The organism is Dactylosporangium sucinum (assembly GCF_014647515.1).
Lineage (GTDB): Bacteria > Actinomycetota > Actinomycetes > Mycobacteriales > Micromonosporaceae > Dactylosporangium > Dactylosporangium sucinum.
Map to the genome: position 1 here is coordinate 1 of NZ_BMPI01000097.1, position 16,779 is coordinate 16,779.

The following is a 16,779-nucleotide window of genomic DNA, read 5'->3' on the forward strand; positions in this document are numbered from 1 at the left end:
ACACCGGCAGGCGACGACGAACTTACGACTCAAGGTCCACTACACGAGCTCACCTCCGAGTCTGCTTGGCGCACGAACCCTGAAGGCTACGGACCCGCTGACCTACTTCTGCATGATGTACAGCGTGGCCAACGAGGTGTCCGCCGAGGCCGCCGGGATGGCTGACGAGCGTGGTCTGGTCCGCTACGACCCGAAGTCGGGTCGCCTTCGGCCGGCACCCGAGGAGCGGTAGGGAGCGTCACAGCAGGCGTTGTGCCTGGGCTGTGTCATAGAGGCGCGGCGCGCCCGCGTTTGAGCAGGTGAGAGCCCCTGTCGCACCTGGTCTTGAAACCGGTGAGGCGCTCCGCGTCTCCGTGGGTTCGACTGCACAAGCACCGCATCCGTGTGCGGGCCGCAGTATTAGCGGCAACCCCCGGAACGGCTGGTCAGGTGCGGGGTGGGTGGTCTCGTTCTGGGAGGCCGGCCCTTAGCGCCACGCGGTCCAGATAGAAGAGTTGGGTCGCTACGCCCGCCAGCAGCAGGAGTACGAGGAGCGGGAGGGGTAGGAGTTTGCCGTACGGCAGGTGGTCCACGTCGAAGGTCTGTAGGACCTGGATCAGTTGCACGTGGGCGGTCATGTGGTCGGGGACGGCTGCCGTGATGTACGGCCACAGGACGTTCTGGACCTGGGACAGCCAGGTTGCGGCGTAGGCCAGGGCCAGCATCGGGACGGCCGGGAGGATCAGCGGGCTCCACGGGGCCGGGCGGCCCTCCTGCAGCGACACGTCGCGGCGTAGTGCCTGGCCTCTGAACAGTAGCGCCAGGACGAACAGGGCCGGGATCGCCACTCTCGACGGCGGGATCAGCGCCAAGAAGGTGTTCAGGCGGTGCGCCGTCTGGCCGCTGGCGAAGGCGCGCAGCGCCAGCGGGGCCACGCCCACGAACAGGAACAGGCCGAAGGGCAGTAGGAGCCACTCGCTGTGGCGGCCCAGCGGGCGCAGGCCGCTGATGCCGAATGCCGCCAGGGCCGCCACCGTCACGGCCACGGCCGTCGAGATCAGCGGGGGGACCCAGGTGTTGACCGCGGTCGAGCGGGAGCTCGGTGACTCGTTGGTGATGTTCGACAGCCACGGCCACAGCGCGGAGAGGGTGACGGCCAGGACCATCAGCAGCAGGATTCCGGTCACCGTCCACGGGGCCGCGGAGCGGGTCGGGGGGTCGACCGGGGGGCGCGGGTCCGACTCCAGGCGGAGGCCCGAGCGGATGATCAGCACCGTTGCCAACGCGCCGAAGAGGAGGAGTGGGAGCAGCATGATCACCGATGCTGCGGCTCCGACGCCGGGGCGGAAGAAGACCAGGCTCTGCTGTACCGCCGCGCCTGCCGGGGTCTGGTCGGTCCGATCGCCGAAGCCCGCGACGTAGGAGTACGTGAACTCCTGCAGGCCCGCCGACAATACCGCCAGGACCAGGATCACCGCCGCGACGACGAGCGGCTGCACCAGGCGGCGGCTGCGGAAGGCCGCCAGGTAGACCAGGGTCGCCGCCGCGACCACGAAGCCGAAGGTGCCGAGCCAGTAGGAGACGCGGGCGCTGGGTTCGTCCTTGAAGTACGAGACGCGCAGGGCCAGCGCTATGGCCATCGGGGCGTAGGCGGCCAGCGGGATCGTCAGCACCGCCCGCGTCGACGAGCGGCCGATCCGGCCGCTGCGGGAGGCGGCCCAGGCCAGCAGCGGCGCCAGGATCAGGACGAAGGCCAGCTGTGGTGCGGCCAGGCTGAGGGCGTACAGCAGGTTGTCGCCCAGCCCGGCGTCGAACGCCCGCGAGTAGTTGTCGAAGCCGGAAGTGGAGCCGGCGGGACTGAACCTGACTCCGGTGAAGGTGCTGAAGCTTGACCGGATTGTCCAGACAGTCGGTTCTACGTAGGTGATGAGCAGGAGGATGAACGCGGGCAGGACGAGCACGAAGCCGAGGACCGTCTGCCACGCCGGTCGGGCGGGGGCCGGGCGGAGCATGGTGGGCTGGATGCCGGTCATGCTCCGAGGATATTGGCGACCACCGCTCGCCGCCTGCGGAAGGAGAGCGGACGAGGACAACCGCGAGGACAGCGGGCGAGGACAGCGGGCGAGGACAGCGGGCAAAAGACAGCCGCAACGACGGCCAGCAACCAGCAACCACAGCGGCGCAGGACAGCCGCGCGGCCCCCAGCGACCTAGCGGCTCAGGATCGCCGTCACGCCCTGCCCGCCAGCAGCACAGATGGAGATCAAGCCGCGGCCCGAACCGCGCTCCGAAAGCAGCTTCGCCAGCGTCGCCACGATCCGGCCGCCCGTCGCCGCGAACGGGTGACCCACGGCCAGCGACGAACCGTTGACGTTCAGCCGCGACCGGTCGATCGCGCCGAGCGGCTCGTCCAGGCCGAGCCGCTCCTTGCAGAACGCCGGGTCCTCCCAGGCCTTCAGCGTCGCCAGCACCTGCGACGCGAACGCCTCGTGGATCTCGTAGAAGTCGAAGTCCTGCAGCTTGAGGCCGGCGCGGGCGAGCATGCGCGGGACCGCGTACGCCGGGGCCATCAGCAGGCCGTCGGCGCCGTGCACGAAGTCGACCGCCGCCGTTTCCGCCGTGTCGAAGTATGCCAATACCGGCAGGTTCCGCGCGGCCGCCCATGCCTCGGACGCCAGCAGTACCACCGCCGCCCCATCGGTCAGCGGGGAGGAGTTCCCGGCCGTCATCGTGGCCGACGGCCCGCGGCCGAAGGCCGGCTTCAGCGAGCCCAGCTTGGCCAGCGACGTGTCCGGGCGCAGGTTCTGGTCGCGGGCGAGCCCGAGGTACGGCGTGATGAGATCGTCGAAGAAGCCGCGCTCGTAGGCGGCGGCGAGCTGCAGGTGCGAGGCGAGGGCGAGCGCGTCCTGGTCGCCGCGCGTGATGCCGAAGTCGACCGCGGTGAGCGCGGCCGAGTCGCCCATCGAGAGGCCGGTGCGCGGCTCGGCGTTGCGCGGGATGTCCGGTTTGAGCTGCGTGGGGCGGAGCTTGCCGACGGCGCGCAGCCGGGCGCCGACCGAGCGGGCCCGGTTGAGCTCCATGAAGATGCGCCGCATGTCCTCGTTGACACCCAGGGGCGCGTCGGAGGTGGTGTCGACGCCGCCGGCGATGCCGGCCTCGATCTGGCCGAGCGCGATCTTGTTCGCCACCAGGATCGCGGCCTCCAGGCCGGTCCCGCAGGCCTGCTGCACATCGTAGGCCGGCGTGCGCGGGTCGAGCCGCGACCCGAGCACCGACTCGCGCGTGAGGTTGAAGTCGCGGCTGTGCTTGAGCACCGCACCCGCCGCGACCTCGCCGAGCCGCTCCCCGGCCAGCCCGAACCGAGCAACAAGTCCGTCTATGGCGGCGGTCAGCATGTCCTGGTTTGATGCAGTGGCATAGGCGCTGCCTGAGCGCGCAAAGGGAATGCGGTTACCGCCGACGATCGCTACCCGGACCGGGGCCATCGGTGTCTCCTTCTCGACGCGTCAGGGCATCCTAGGCGCTAGCCTACTCGTGAGTAGGTTAGCGCGATTGTTGTGACTGGGGAGGCACTGCAATGACCGATCGCTACGCCAGCTTCGCCCACTCGGGCGCCGGACGGTTCTTCGTGAAACGGCTCGGCCTGCCCGACCCGCCCCGTTTGCGCCGGTACCGACCGGGTGATCCGGTGCTCGCCGGGCCGGTCGTGATCGGCGGGACCGGGCGCCTCAACGCGCCAATCAGCAAGATCATCGAGACCCTGCCGAAACCGTCCGAGTCCGACCGCAACGCCGCACTGATCTTCGATGCCACCGCGATCGCGGACAGCGGAGGGCTGCGCTCGCTGTACGACTTCTTCCACCCCGTGATCCGCACGCTGGCCTCCTCCGGACGGGTGATCGTGCTCGGCAGCCCGCCCGAGCTGTGCGCCAGCGCGCGGGAGGCGACCGCCCAGCGCGCGCTGGAGGGGTTCGTCCGCTCGGTCGCCAAGGAGGTCGGCCACGGCACGACGGCGCAGCTCGTGTACGTCGCGCCGGGCGCCGAGGACGCGGTCGAGTCGACGCTGCGGTTCCTGCTGTCGGGCCGCTCGGCGTACGTGTCGGGCCAGGTCGTGCGCATCGGGCCGGCCAGCGTCGACCTGCCCGACGACTGGGAGCAGCCGCTCGTCGGCAAGACCGCGATCGTCACCGGCGCCGCCCGCGGCATCGGCGCGGCCATCGCCGAGGTGCTCACGCGCGACGGGGCCCACGTCGTCTGCCTGGACGTCCCGGCCGCCGGCGAGGAGCTGACCCGGGTCGCCAACGACCTCAAGGGCACCGCGCTGCAGCTCGACCTGACCGCCGACGACGCACCGCGGCGGCTGGCCGACTTCATCGCGACCCGGCACGTGCACGCCGACGTGTTCGTCCACAACGCCGGGATCACCCGCGACAAGACCCTCGGCCGGATGGACGAGGGGCAGTGGCAGTCGGTGCTCGACGTCAACCTGACCAGCCAGGAGCGGATCAACGACGTGCTGCTCGCCGAGAACCTGCTCGGCGGCAACGGGCGGATCGTCACCGTCTCGTCGGTGTCGGGCATCGCCGGCAACCGCGGCCAGACCAACTACGCGACCTCGAAGGCCGGCGTCATCGGCATCGTCGAGTCCAGCGCGGCCGCCGTCGCCGCCCGCGGGCTCACGCTCAACGCGGTCGCGCCCGGCTTCATCGAGACCAAGATGACCGCGGCCATGCCCATGTTCATCCGCGAGGCCGGCCGCCGGATGAACAGCATGTCCCAGGGCGGCCTGCCGGTCGACGTGGCCGAGACGATCGCTTGGCTGGCCAACCCGGCCTCCGGCGGGGTCAGCGGCAACGTCATCCGGGTCTGCGGCCAGAGCCTGCTGGGGGCGTGATGCGGCTGGAACTCGAGCGGGCGCCGGCGCTGGGCCCGCTCTACCGGTCGGCCGCGCTGCGCAGGAGCACGGCGAGGGAGCCGCGGCTGCCCGACGTCGAGCTGGTCCTGCGCGGCGTGCGCACCGACCGCGAGCACCTGGCGGCGTACGACCGGGTGTGCGGCTTCCGCCTCGGCGACACGCTGCCGGCCACGTACCCCCACGTGCTCGCGTTCCCGCTGGCCCTGCGGCTGATGACCGCCGGCGAGTTCCCGTTCCCGCTGCTCGGGCTGGTGCACGTGGCGAACGAGATCCGCGTGCACCGGCCGCTGCGGGCTTCGGACGCGTTTGATCTGGCGGTACGGGCGGAGGCCCTGCGCCCGCACGACCGGGGCACCCAACTGGACGTCGTCGCGACCGCCACGATCGGCGAAGAGGTCGTCTGGTCCGGCCGTTCGACGTACCTGCGCCGTACCGCCGGATCCAAGAGCGCGAAGAAGGAGGCAACGGAGCCCGTCCCGGCCCGCTCGGTCTGGCGGGTCCCGAAGCGGACCGGCCCCGACTACGCGGCGGTCTCCGGCGACCGGAACCCGATCCACACCTCGCGGCTGCTCGCCAAGGCGTTCGGCTTCCCGCGCACCATCGCGCACGGCATGTGGACGAAGGCGCGGTGCCTCGCCGCGCTGGAGGGCCGGCTGCCCGACGCCTACGCCGTCCGGGTGTCGTTCAAGCTTCCGATCCTGCTCCCGGCGGACGTCGGCTTCGACGCCGCGACCAATGGTGACGAATGGGCGATCTCCGTGTGGGACGTCCGGACAGGTAAACCGCATCTGAACGGAACGGTCGACACTGCAGGGGCGACGCCATAACATTGTGCCGCCGCACGGCCCGATGCCTGCCAGTGCGCCCAGTTCACCGTTTCGGGGGGCTCGAGAAGCATGCAGACGCCAACCGGGGCGACCGTCGCGGAGCGTGGCGAACCCGTGACGGACGGGTCGCCGGGCGAACGGTCGCGCAGCCTGCCGCTCGTCGGCTGGCTGCCTCCGGCGATCCTTCTTGTCGCCACGTTCGCGGTGTTGTGGTTCTACGAAGTCCCGCCCGCGACGACGGCGATCTTCCTGCTGTACCTCGGCCTCGGCATCACCCTGCCGGGCACCCTCTGGTGGCGGTTCTTCCACCGCGGCAAGGGCTGGTTCGTCGCGGACGTCGCCGCCGGCCTGGCGCTCGGCTACGTCGGCGAGGTGTTCTGCTACGTGGCCGCCCGCTGGGTCGGCCTGCCCCTGCTGGTGCTCGCCTGGCCGCTCGCGACCGTCGCGGTGTTCCTGGCGGTTCCCGGGCTCCGGCGGTACTGGCGCGGCTCCCCCGACGCCGAGCGCCCCCCGCTGCCGTGGCAGTGGGCACTCACCGGGATCGCCGGCCTGATCCTGCTGTGGAGCTGCAAGTTCTACCGCGTCTACGGCCTGCGGTTCCCGTACAACTCCACCCCGGACACCGACTCGACCTTCCACTTGGCGCTCGTCGGCGAGGCCAAGCACCACATGCCGATGGTCGTGCCGTGGATCACCGACGAGCCGCTCTACTACCACTGGTTCGTCTACCCGGAGATGGCGGCGACCAGCTGGGTCACCGGCATCGAGCCCGCCGTCCTGCTGTTGCGCCTGTCGATGCTGCCGATGCTCATGGCGTTCGCGGTGCTCGTCGCGGTGCTCGCCCGCAAGCTCACCGGCGGCTGGTGGACCGGCGTCGCGGCCGCGGTCGTGACGCTCTTCGTGCTCGCGCCGAACCCGTTCGGGTGGCACATGCTGCCGGCGTACGAGAAGCTGGCCTTCAGTCCGCTGGAGGACGGCTCGTCGCTGCGCCTGACGGTGTGGTCCGGGCCGACGCAGACCTTCGGCGCGCTGCTGTTCGTGCCGGTGATGCTGGTGCTGGTCGACCGGCTCCGCGAGACGGTCCGGCAGAGCGACCGCCGCGGGTGGGTGCTGCTGGCGATCCTGCTCGCCGGCGTGATGGGCGGCAAGGCGACCTACCTGCCGCTGCTGGTGTGCGGGCTGCTGCTGGTGCTTGCGGTGGAGCTCGTGTTCCGTCGCCGGCTGCACGGCGGCGCGCTGATCGCGCTCGGGCTGACCGGCGTCGCGTTCGCGTACTCCCAGCTCGTGCTGTTCGGCTCGACCAGCCAGGGCAGCGGCTTCAACGCGCTCAACGTCGTGGTGACCAGCCCGCTGGGCATGACGACGCAGTATGTGGCCTTCCTGCCGCAGGACCACCTGAACCTGCTGGCCTTCCTCACGATCTTCGGCTGGTGCTGCGTCTGGGCCGGCCTGCTGGGCCTCTTCCGCCGCTCGGCGCGCTCGCCCGAGATCATGGTGATGCTCGGCATCGGGCTCAGCGGCGCCGGCGCCACCATGCTGACCGGCCAGTCGGGCGACAGCCAGCGGTTCTTCATCGAGGCCGCCCGGCCCTACATCTCGGTCGCCGCGGTCGTCGGCCTGGCCGCGCTGCTTCCGGCCGGCCGGATGACCTGGAAGCGCGGCGCGGCCCTGCTCGGCAGCGCGGTCCTCGGCATCATCGCGGTCCAGCTCGTCCAGGCCCACGGCCGCACCACGATCCCAACCCGGAACAGGATGCCCAACGAGGGCGCGTGGCGGCACGAGATCGTCGCCCCCTACGCGCAGCTCGGCCTGGCCGCCGCGCTGTTCCTGGCCGCGCTCGTGGTCGCCGCGGTGCTGCTGCGCCGGCGCGGCTGGTCGTTCGGGTTCGGCACCGCGCTGGCGCTGACCGTGGCCCTGCTCGCCGGCTACGGCCTGAACACGAGCATCGAGAACTACAACCTGATCGCGCGGGAGTCCAGGGCGGACGGCTGGCGCAACGTCGTGCAGGGCACCCAGATCGTCGGCGAGGGCACGCTGGAGGCCGGCCGCTGGCTGCGCGACCACTCCGATGCCGACGACCTGGTCGCCACCAACGCGCACTGCCTCATGTGGGAGGGCAAGTGCAGCGACCTGCACTTCTCCATGACGGCGTACAGCGAGCGCCGCATGCTCGTCGAGGGCTGGGGCTTCTCGACGACGGCCCACGAGGAGGCGGCGCGGCTCGGCGAGTGGGTCGGCTACATCCCCTACTGGCGGCCGGAGATCCTGGCCGACAACGATGCCGTCTTCAAGGACCCGACCGCCGAGAATGTCGCTACGCTGCGTGACCGCTACGGCGTGCGGTGGCTGTTCGTCGACGAGTCGCAGGGCGGGGTTTCACCGAAACTGGGAACGTTCGCCACCGAGCGTTACCGGTCGGGCCCCTGCGTCGTATACCAATTGGCCCCGTCCTGACGTTAGGTAGGCTCCAGCAGTGACGTCCACCAACCAACTCGCCGTCCCCTTCAACAAGGGATTCCTGACCGGTGACGAGACCGGCTACATGCACCAGGCGATGACCGGTGGACCGATGACCGGCGACGGCCCGTTCACCAAGCGGGCGAGCGCGCTGCTCACCGAGCTCGTCGGTGCGCCGCACGCGCTGCTCACCACGTCGTGCACCCACGCGCTCGACATGACCGCGATGCTGCTCGACCTGGGCCCGGGTGACGAGGTCATCCTGCCGTCCTTCACGTTCTGTTCGACCGCCAACGCTTACGTACTGCGGGGCGCCGTCCCGGTCTTCGTCGACATCCGGCCGGACACGCTCAACCTGGACGAGCGGCAGGTCGAGGCGGCCGTCACCGACCGCACCAAGGCGATCGTCGTCGTGCACTACGCGGGCGTGGGCGTCGAGATGGACGCGATCAACGCGATCGCCGAGCGGCACGGCCTCGTCGTGATCGAGGACAACGCCCACGGCCTCGGCGGCACCTATCGCGGCCGCAACCTCGGCTCGATCGGCGCGATGGCGACGCAGAGCTTCCACGAGACCAAGAACGTGCAGTGCGGCGAGGGTGGCGCGCTGGTCTTCAACGACCCCCGCTACTTCGAGCGCGCCGAGATCATCCGCGAGAAGGGCACGAACCGCGGCCAGTTCTTCCGGGGCATGGTCGACAAGTACCGCTGGATCGACATCGGCTCGTCGTATCTCCCGTCGGACCTGCTCGCGGCGTTCCTGACCGCCCAGCTGGAGCACTTCGCCGACATCCAGCGCCGCCGCCACCACGTGTGGTCGAGCTACGACGCGCGCCTGGCCGCCTGGGCCGCCGAGCACGGCGTGGTCCGCCCGACCGTCCCGGCCGACCGCGAGCAGCCGGCGCACCTCTACTACCTGCTGCTGCCCGACCTGGACAGCCGCCAGAGCATGCTCAAGCACCTGCTGGGCCACGGCGTCCTCGGCACGTTCCACTACCAGCCGCTGCACCTGGCCCCGGCCGGCGAGAAGTTCGGCCGGGTCGGCCCCGAGGGCTGCCCGGTGACCGAGGACGTTGCCGACCGGCTGCTGCGCCTCCCGCTCTACGCGGGCATGACCGACGACGACATCGACCTGGTCATCAACGCCGTCGAGACGTTCCGGCCGCGCGAGTGACCGACACCGAGGCCCGCCCTCGCCTGGCCCGAACGGTGGTGGCGCTGGCCAACGACCGCCGGGTCCGCTACCTGCTGGTCGGCGGCGTGTCGGCGGTCTCGTATTACGCCTTCTACGCCACCCTCTACCTGCTGACCCGCGACTGGCTGCACTACCTGGTCCCGACCTTCGCCGCCAACTTCCTGTGCGCCCTGGTCACCTACCCCCTCCAGCGCCAGTTCGTCTTCCAGTCGAAGGGCCCGGTGATCGCGGGCTTCTTCAAGTTCTACGTGGTGTGCTTGTGGGCGCTGGGCTTCACGCTGGTGGGGCTGCCGCTGCTGGTGGAACTGGCGGGCATCCCGGTCCTGATCTCGCAGGCGATCCTGATCGTGACGGCCCCGATCATCAACTACCAGCTGACCAAGTTCTGGGTCTTCCGCATCCGCCGCACCAAGCCCTCGGCGACCGACTGAGGCCTGGCGGTGGAGGTCCGCGGTGGCGGTCGTGGGCGGTGACGCCGGCCTATCCGCGCGGCCAGGCACCGTCGGGGATCCCCGGATGGTCCGCCAGTCCTGATCCGCCACGGCCCGACCCACGGCGAGCACGCAACGGCGGCCGGGCGCGCACCCGGCAGCCGCAAAGCGGGCAACCCTAAGGTCCCGCGGGCGACTGCTCCATGATCAAGGGAAGCATTTGGTTGTCCTGGCAGCCAAATCCTTCCCTTGATCATGGAATGGAGCCACCAACCGGCTGAAGCTTGCGGATCATGCAAGGTGCCTTGCAGGGCGCGCAAGACGAGCCGTCCGACGGCGGCGGCGAGGGCGGCGGGCAGAATGGGGGCGTGAACAAGCCGCGGATTCCTGACGTGCTCGCCAACCGGTACGCCTCGCCCGAGCTCGTGGAGATCTGGTCTCCCGAGGAGAAGGTGCGGCTGGAGCGGCGGCTCTGGGTGGCCGTGCTCAAGGCGCAGCGTGAGCTCGGGGTCGCGGTGCCCGACGGGGTCGTCGAGGACTACGAGCGGGTGCTCGACGACGTCGACCTGGTCAGCATCGCCGAGCGGGAGCGGGTCACCCGCCACGACGTCAAGGCGCGCATCGAGGAGTTTGCCGGCCTCGCCGGGCACGAGCACATCCACAAAGGGATGACCTCGCGGGACCTCACCGAGAACGTCGAGCAGCTGCAGATCCGCAAGTCGCTCGAGCTCGTCCGGGACCGGATGGTGGCCGCGCTCGCCCGGCTGGCCGGGCGCGCCCAGCAGTATGACGAGCTGGCCATGGTCGGGCGGTCGCACAACGTGCCGGCGCAGGCCACGACCCTCGGCAAGCGCTTCGCCAGCGCCGCCGAGGAGCTGCTCATCGGGTACCGCCGGATCGAAGACCTGCTGGAACGCTATCCGCTGCGCGGGATCAAGGGGCCGGTCGGGACGGCGGCGGACCAGCTGGACCTGCTCAAGGGCGACGCCGGGAAGCTCGCGCGGCTGGAGCGTAGCGTCGCCGAGCACCTCGGGTTCCGCAACGTGCTGACGAGTGTCGGCCAGGTGTACCCCCGCTCGCTGGACTTCGACGTGGTGTCGGCGCTCGCCCAGGCCGTGGCCGGGCCGTCGAGCCTGGCGACGACGATCCGGCTGATGGCGGGGTACGAGCTGGCGACCGAGGGCTTCAAGGCCGGCCAGGTCGGCTCCTCGGCGATGCCGCACAAGATGAACACCCGCTCCTGCGAGCGGGTCAACGGGCTGGCCGTCGTCGTCCGGGGGTATCTCTCGATGGTCGGCGAGCTGGCCGGCGACCAGTGGAACGAGGGCGACGTCTCGTGCTCGGTGGTGCGCCGGGTGGCGCTGCCCGACGCGTTCTTCGCCGTCGACGGGCTGTTCGCCACCTTCCTGACCGTCCTGGACGAGTTCGGGGCGTACCCGGCGGTCGTGGCGCGCGAGCTCGACCGGTACCTGCCGTTCCTTGCCACCACCCGGGTGCTCGTCGCGGCCGTCGGGCGCGGGGTCGGCCGTGAGGATGCTCACGAAGCGATCAAGGAGCACGCCGTGGCGGTGGCGCTCGCCATGCGCGAAAAGGGCATCCAGGACAACGACCTGCTCCAGCGGCTGGCCGACGACGAGCGGCTGCGCCTGTCGCGGCCCGAGGTGGAGGCGCTGGTCAGCGACCCGCAGCAGTTCGTCGGGGCGGCATCCGCGCAGGTCAGGGCGGTGGTGGACATGATCGACGAGGTGGTCGCCGCCAACCCGGCCGCGGCGGCGTACGTCCCGCCACCGATTCTCTGACGCCGATCTTGGCATTCAGCGGTACCGCTAAGATGCGTGCTGGGCGACAAGCCGGTGATCTGCGGCGTTGTCCCGCCCGGTAGGCTCGTGTCGCTCGCCCTCGAGCGCCCGACTCAACGTCAGGAGTGCCCCGTGGCCCGCGTCGTGGTTGACGTCATGCTCAAACCGGAGATCCTGGACCCCCAGGGTCAGGCGGTCGCGAACGCGCTGCCGCGTCTCGGCGTCGCCGACGTGACGTCCGTGCGCATCGGCAAGCGCATCGAGATCGAGTTCGAAGGCTCGGCCGACCTCGAGCGGGCCCGCGACATCGCCGACATGCTGCTCGCCAACCCGGTGATCGAGGACTTCACGCTGCGCGTCGAGGAGCCGGAGGTCGAACAGCAGTGACCGCCCGCATTGGTGTCGTCACGTTTCCCGGCTCGCTCGACGACCGCGACGCCGCCCGGGCTGTCGGGCTGGCCGGCGCGGCGCCGATCCCGCTGTGGCACGCCGAGGCCGACCTCTACGGGGTCGACGCGGTCATCCTGCCGGGTGGCTTCTCGTACGGGGACTACCTGCGGGCCGGCGCGATCGCCCGGTTCTCCGCCGTCATGGAGTCGATCATCAGAGCGGCCGGCGACGGGCTGCCGGTTCTCGGCATCTGCAACGGCTTCCAGGTGCTGTGCGAGGCCCACCTCCTGCCCGGGGCGCTGACCCGCAACCAGCACCTGCACTTCCGCAACCGCGACCAGGGCCTGCGGATCGAGAGCACGACGACCGCGTGGACGCGCGACTTCACGCCGCGCCAGGAGGTCGTGATCCCGGTCAAGAACGGCGAGGGCTGCTACATGGCCGACGAGCGTACGCTTGACGAGCTCGAAGGTGAGGGGCGCATCGTCGCGCGGTACGTGCGGGGAAACCCCAACGGCTCGCTGCACGACATCGCGGCGATCACCAACGCTGCCGGCAACGTCGTCGGGATCATGCCTCACCCGGAGCACGCGGTCGAGGTGCTGACCGGCCCGTCCATCGACGGGCTCGGCATCTTCACGTCCGTGCTCGCACATCTGGGAGCCCGAGTATGACCGTCGACACCGTTGAGCAGGCCGGCAAGACGCCCGACGAGGAGCAGCCCTACGAGGACCTCGGCCTGCGCGAGGACGAGTATCAGCGGATCCGCCAGATCCTGGGCCGCCGCCCGACCACGTCCGAGCTGGCCATGTACTCGATCATGTGGAGCGAGCACTGCTCGTACAAGAGCAGCAAGGTCCACCTGCGCCAGTTCGGCGAGAAGGCCCCCAAGTCCGACCTGATGCTCGCCGGCATCGGCGAGAACGCGGGCGTCATCAAGATCTCGGACGAGATCGCCGTGACGTTCAAGGTCGAGTCGCACAACCACCCAAGCTTCGTCGAGCCCTACCAGGGCGCGGCCACGGGCGTCGGTGGCATCGTGCGCGACATCCTCGCGATGGGCGCCCGGCCGGTCGCCGTGATGGACCCCCTGCGCTTCGGCGCCGCCGACCACGAGGACACCAAGCGGGTCCTGCCCGGGGTCGTCGCCGGCGTCGGCGGCTACGGCAACTGCCTGGGCCTGCCCAACATCGGCGGCGAGGTCGTCTTCGACCCCTGTTACCAGGGCAACCCGCTGGTCAACGCGCTGTGCGTCGGTGTGCTGCCGGTCAACCGGCTGCAGAACAAGGAGGCGCACGGCCCCGGCAACATCGTCGTGCTGCTCGGTGCCAAGACCGGCCGCGACGGCATCGGCGGCGTGTCGGTGCTGGCCAGCGCCACCTTCGACAAGGACGGCCCGGCCCGCCGGCCGTCGGTGCAGGTGGGCGACCCGTTCATCGAGAAGCTGCTCATCGAGAGCTGCCTCGAGCTGTACGAGCGGGGCCTGATCGTGGGCGTGCAGGACCTCGGCGGCGCCGGGCTGACCTGCGCGCTGACCGAGACGAGCGCGGCGGCCGGCACCGGCATGGACGTCAACCTCAACCTGGTGCCGCTGCGCGAGGCCTCGATGGACCCGCAGGAGGTGCTGGCCAGCGAGTCGCAGGAGCGGATGCTGCTCATCGTCGCTCCGGAGAAGCTCGACGACGTGCTGCAGGTCGCCGAGCGCTGGGGCGTCCTCGCCACCGCCATCGGCACCGTCACCGACACCGGCCGCCTGGTCATCAGCTGGCACGGCGAGGTCGTGGTCGATGTCCCGCCGGGCTCGCTGGCCGACGACGGCCCGGTCTACGCCCGCCCGATGCGCGAGCCGGCCGACCTCATCCTGCTGCAGGCCGACCGGGCCGAGACGCTGCCGCGCCCGCGCAGCGGCGTCGCGCTTCGCGAGACCCTGCTGCGCCTGGCCGCCAGCCCCAACCTGTGCGACAAGAGCTGGGTCACCGAGCAGTACGACCGCTACGTGCAGGGCAACACGATCCTCGCCCAGCCGGAGAACTCGGGCGTAATCCGCATCGACGAGCAGAGCGGCCTGGGCGTCGCGCTGTCCGTCGACGGCAACGCCCGCTACGCGCGGCTCGACCCGTACAACGGCGCCAAGCTCGCCCTCGCCGAGGCGTACCGCAACGTGGCCGCCGCCGGCGCGACCCCGCTGGCCGTCACCAACTGCCTGAACTTCGGCTCCCCCGAGGACCCGCAGGTCATGTGGCAGTTCGCCGAGGCGGTCCGGGGCCTGGCCGACGGCTGCGCCGAGCTGGGCATCCCGGTCACCGGCGGCAACGTCAGCTTCTACAACTCGACCGGCTCGCAGGCGATCCACCCGACGCCGGTCGTCGGCGTGCTCGGCGTCATGGGCAACGTCGGCAGCCGGGTCCCGATGGGCTTCGGCGGCGACAGCGACGTGATCATGCTGCTCGGCGAGACGACCGAGGAGCTGTCCGGCTCCGAGTGGGCCTGGGTCACCCACCAGCACCTCGGCGGCCAGCCGCCGCGCGTGAACCTGACCCGCGAGCGCATCCTCGCCTCGGTGCTGACCGAGGCCGGGGAGCGCGGGCACCTGTCGTCGGCGCACGACCTCTCCGACGGCGGGCTCGCGCAGGCGCTGGTGGAGGCCTGCCTGCGGTACGACCACGGGGCGAACATCGTCCTGCCGGAGGACCTCAACCCGTTCGTCGCGCTGTTCTCGGAGTCGACCGCCCGCGCGCTCGTCTCCGTGCCGCGCGGCCACGAGAAGGCGTTCGCGTCGCTGGCCGCCCAGCACGGCCTGCCGGTCACGGTGATCGGCTCGGTCGACGGCCGCAGCCGCACGCTGGACATCCGCGGCCAGTTCACGATCTCGCTCGACGAGCTGCGAGCGGCCTGGACCGGCACGCTGCCGGCCCTGTTCGGCGAGGTCTCGACGGAGGCCCCGGCGTACGTCGAGCCGACCGCACCGCCGGCCATGTTCGAAAAAGTCGAGGCCCCGGAGGTGCCGGCGTCGCCCGGCGACGTCTGACATGACCGTCTTCGCGCAGCCCGGCTCGGGCGCCCGGTTCGACTGGGGCCCGGCCGGGGCGGCGGAGCTGGCCCGCGTCTGCTCGGTCCTCGTCGTGGTCGACGTCCTGTCGTTCTCGACCTCGGTGGACATCGCGGTCGGCCGGGGCATGCGGGTCCACCCGTTCCCGTGGAGCGACCAGGCCCGCGCCTACGCCGACCGGATGGGCGCCGCCGTCGCGGTCGGCCGCTCGAAGGTGTCCCCGTCGTCGCCGTGGTCGCTGTCGCCGCACGCGCTGCTGAGGGCTCCGGTCGTGGCGGACCTGGTCCTGCCGTCCCCGAACGGCGCGACGATCTGCTCGGCCGCCTCCTCCACGGGCGTCCCGGTGGTGACGGCGGGTCTGCGCAACGCGCCGGCCGTCGCCCGCTGGCTGCGCGAACGAGGCTACGGCACCCCGTCCCACCCCGTCGGCGTGATCGCGGCCGGCGAGCTGTGGCCGGACGGCACCCTGCGCCCGTGCGTCGAGGATCTGCTCGGCGCGGCCGCGGTGCTCGACGGCCTGTCGCTGCTCGGCGCCCCGCTGTCGGTCGAGGCGGCGGTGACGCTGGCCGCGCTGGCCTCGGTCCGCAACGTGCCCGCCGCCGTCCGCAAGGGCGTGAGCGGCCAGGAGCTGATCGGCCGCGGCTTCGCCGAGGACGTGGCTCTGGCCGTAGAGTCGGGCGTCTCGAACGTCGTCCCGGTCCTGACGAACGGCGTCTTCAATCCGGCCTAGGCGGGGCTAGCGGCGCTCGATGCGTTGGCCGCGGGTGATGTGCTCGCGGATCACATACGTCGGGCGGCCCATGCCGTGGGAGTGGACCCGGCCCAGGTACTCACCCAGGACGCCGATGCCGACCAGTTGCGCCGACGAGAAGAAGGCGATCAGCGACGCCAGGGTCGTGAAGCCGGCCACCGTCGTCTCGCCGCGGACGTACTGGATGATCCAGATGATCGTCAGGGCCAGGCCGGCCAGGCCGATGGCGAAGCCCAGCCAGGTTACCCAGCGCAGGGGCTTGGTCGAGTAGCCCAGGATCATGTTGACCATGTGCTTCACCAGCGACTTGACGGTGAAGCCGGACCTGCCCTCCTGGCGTTGGTCCATCCTGACCGTGACCGAGCCGACCCGGGTCGTCGTCCAGCTCAGGACGATGTCCACCGAGACGTGCGGGCCGCTCACCTGGTCGAAGCCCGCCCGCAGGAAGGTGCGGAAGATGCGCCAGGCGCCCAGGACGTCGGCGTTGGGTATGCCCATCGTGCGGCCCATCACCAGGGACTTCGCGCCCCAGCTCGTCACGTTGCGGAACGCGCCGTGCTCCTCGACCTCCGAGACCGCGTAGACCACGTCCAGGTCGTCGGTCAGGGCCGCTACCAGCTTCGGGAGCTCCTCCGGCGGGTGCTGGAGATCGTCGTCCATCGTGACGATGCGCTCGTGGCGGGCCGCGCGGATGCCGGCGATCAGGGCGTTGTGCTGGCCGTAGTTGCGGGCCATGCGGATGGCTTGCACATGGTCGTACTTCAGGGCCAGCTCGCTCGCCACGTCCCACGTGTCGTCGGTGCTGTCGACGACCAGGATGACCTCGTGGTCGGGGTGCAGGCCGGGCAGGACCGCATTCAGGCGCTCCACCAGCGTGGGCAGGATGCGCGCCGAGCGGTAGCACGGGACGACGACGGACAGGGACACCTTCGGGGGCTCCTCACTATCGCGAAGGACCTCACCGTACTCCAGCCCGGGCCGGACGGA

General features: G+C 70.9%; 12 protein-coding genes and 2 pseudogenes. 11 read left to right on the top strand and 3 right to left on the bottom strand.

Going from position 1 to position 16,779, the window contains the following annotated elements; genetic code table 11:
* A pseudogene (locus IEZ31_RS57855) lies at positions 1 to 232 on the top strand (hypothetical protein); the annotation flags it as partial.
* A gap of 193 nt (positions 233 to 425) precedes the next feature.
* On the opposite strand, the gene IEZ31_RS50965 reads toward IEZ31_RS57855, so the two are convergent.
* Together IEZ31_RS50965 and IEZ31_RS50970 are read right to left on the bottom strand one after the other, a co-directional pair.
* A complete protein-coding gene (locus tag IEZ31_RS50965) occupies positions 426 to 2,012 on the bottom strand; it encodes an ABC transporter permease family protein (RefSeq protein ID WP_190257397.1) in 1,587 nt (528 codons plus the stop codon).
* A gap of 176 nt (positions 2,013 to 2,188) precedes the next feature.
* Positions 2,189 to 3,463: an acetyl-CoA C-acetyltransferase gene (locus tag IEZ31_RS50970; protein WP_190257398.1), complete on the bottom strand. Its 1,275-nt coding sequence runs from the start codon at positions 3,461 to 3,463 to the stop codon at positions 2,189 to 2,191.
* A gap of 92 nt (positions 3,464 to 3,555) precedes the next feature.
* Here IEZ31_RS50970 and IEZ31_RS50975 point away from each other — a divergent pair, with 92 nt between their 5' ends.
* The 10 genes and pseudogenes from IEZ31_RS50975 to IEZ31_RS51020 all read left to right on the top strand — a co-directional run bounded on the left by IEZ31_RS50975 (position 3,556) and on the right by IEZ31_RS51020 (position 15,771).
* Positions 3,556 to 4,872: a 3-oxoacyl-ACP reductase gene (locus IEZ31_RS50975; RefSeq protein WP_190257399.1), complete on the top strand. Its 1,317-nt coding sequence runs from the start codon at positions 3,556 to 3,558 to the stop codon at positions 4,870 to 4,872.
* Positions 4,872 to 5,720: a MaoC/PaaZ C-terminal domain-containing protein gene (locus tag IEZ31_RS50980; protein WP_229837122.1), complete on the top strand. Its 849-nt coding sequence runs from the start codon at positions 4,872 to 4,874 to the stop codon at positions 5,718 to 5,720. Before IEZ31_RS50975 ends, IEZ31_RS50980 begins: the two co-directional genes overlap by 1 nt.
* A gap of 114 nt (positions 5,721 to 5,834) precedes the next feature.
* Entirely contained in the window at positions 5,835 to 8,174 is a 2,340-nt protein-coding gene (locus tag IEZ31_RS50985) for a hypothetical protein (RefSeq protein WP_190257401.1), read from the top strand.
* Between the two features lie 19 nt (positions 8,175 to 8,193).
* Positions 8,194 to 9,351, top strand: a complete 1,158-nt coding sequence (gene rffA / locus IEZ31_RS50990) for a dTDP-4-amino-4,6-dideoxygalactose transaminase (RefSeq protein ID WP_190257402.1) — start codon at positions 8,194 to 8,196, stop codon at positions 9,349 to 9,351.
* The gene (locus IEZ31_RS50995; protein ID WP_190257403.1) at positions 9,348 to 9,803 is read left to right on the top strand and encodes a GtrA family protein; all 456 of its coding nucleotides are present in this window, start codon (positions 9,348 to 9,350) and stop codon (positions 9,801 to 9,803) included. The genes rffA and IEZ31_RS50995 overlap by 4 nt, the downstream gene beginning before the upstream one ends.
* A gap of 293 nt (positions 9,804 to 10,096) precedes the next feature.
* The gene (gene purB, locus IEZ31_RS51000) at positions 10,097 to 11,602 is read left to right on the top strand and encodes an adenylosuccinate lyase (protein ID WP_190257404.1); all 1,506 of its coding nucleotides are present in this window, start codon (positions 10,097 to 10,099) and stop codon (positions 11,600 to 11,602) included.
* Between the two features lie 132 nt (positions 11,603 to 11,734).
* A complete protein-coding gene (purS, locus tag IEZ31_RS51005) occupies positions 11,735 to 11,989 on the top strand; it encodes a phosphoribosylformylglycinamidine synthase subunit PurS (RefSeq protein ID WP_190257426.1) in 255 nt (84 codons plus the stop codon).
* The gene (purQ, locus tag IEZ31_RS51010) at positions 11,986 to 12,666 is read left to right on the top strand and encodes a phosphoribosylformylglycinamidine synthase subunit PurQ (RefSeq protein ID WP_190257405.1); all 681 of its coding nucleotides are present in this window, start codon (positions 11,986 to 11,988) and stop codon (positions 12,664 to 12,666) included. Before purS ends, purQ begins: the two co-directional genes overlap by 4 nt.
* Positions 12,667 to 12,668: 2 nt before the next feature.
* Positions 12,669 to 15,020, top strand: a pseudogene (gene purL, locus IEZ31_RS51015) (phosphoribosylformylglycinamidine synthase subunit PurL); the annotation flags it as partial.
* 1 nt (position 15,021) lies between these two features.
* Positions 15,022 to 15,771 (top strand): 2-phosphosulfolactate phosphatase, encoded by a 750-nt coding sequence (locus IEZ31_RS51020; RefSeq protein WP_190257407.1) that lies wholly within the window; start codon positions 15,022 to 15,024, stop codon positions 15,769 to 15,771.
* Between the two features lie 6 nt (positions 15,772 to 15,777).
* Here IEZ31_RS51020 and IEZ31_RS51025 read toward each other — a convergent pair whose 3' ends face one another.
* Positions 15,778 to 16,719: a glycosyltransferase family 2 protein gene (locus IEZ31_RS51025; RefSeq protein ID WP_190257408.1), complete on the bottom strand. Its 942-nt coding sequence runs from the start codon at positions 16,717 to 16,719 to the stop codon at positions 15,778 to 15,780.
* Positions 16,720 to 16,779 lie beyond the last annotated feature (60 nt).

What these genes read in the sequence shown, in the direction of transcription:
- IEZ31_RS50975 (WP_190257399.1), top strand. Translation starts at nt 3,556, where the DNA reads ATGACCGATCGCTACGCCAGCTTCGCCCACTCGGGCGCCGGACGGTTC.
- IEZ31_RS51020 (WP_190257407.1), top strand. Translation starts at nt 15,022, where the DNA reads ATGACCGTCTTCGCGCAGCCCGGCTCGGGCGCCCGGTTCGACTGGGGC.
- IEZ31_RS50970 (WP_190257398.1), bottom strand. Translation starts at nt 3,463, where the DNA reads ATGGCCCCGGTCCGGGTAGCGATCGTCGGCGGTAACCGCATTCCCTTT.
- IEZ31_RS50980 (WP_229837122.1), top strand. Translation starts at nt 4,872, where the DNA reads ATGCGGCTGGAACTCGAGCGGGCGCCGGCGCTGGGCCCGCTCTACCGG.
- purB (WP_190257404.1), top strand. Translation starts at nt 10,097, where the DNA reads ATGCAAGGTGCCTTGCAGGGCGCGCAAGACGAGCCGTCCGACGGCGGC.
- IEZ31_RS50965 (WP_190257397.1), bottom strand. Translation starts at nt 2,012, where the DNA reads ATGACCGGCATCCAGCCCACCATGCTCCGCCCGGCCCCCGCCCGACCG.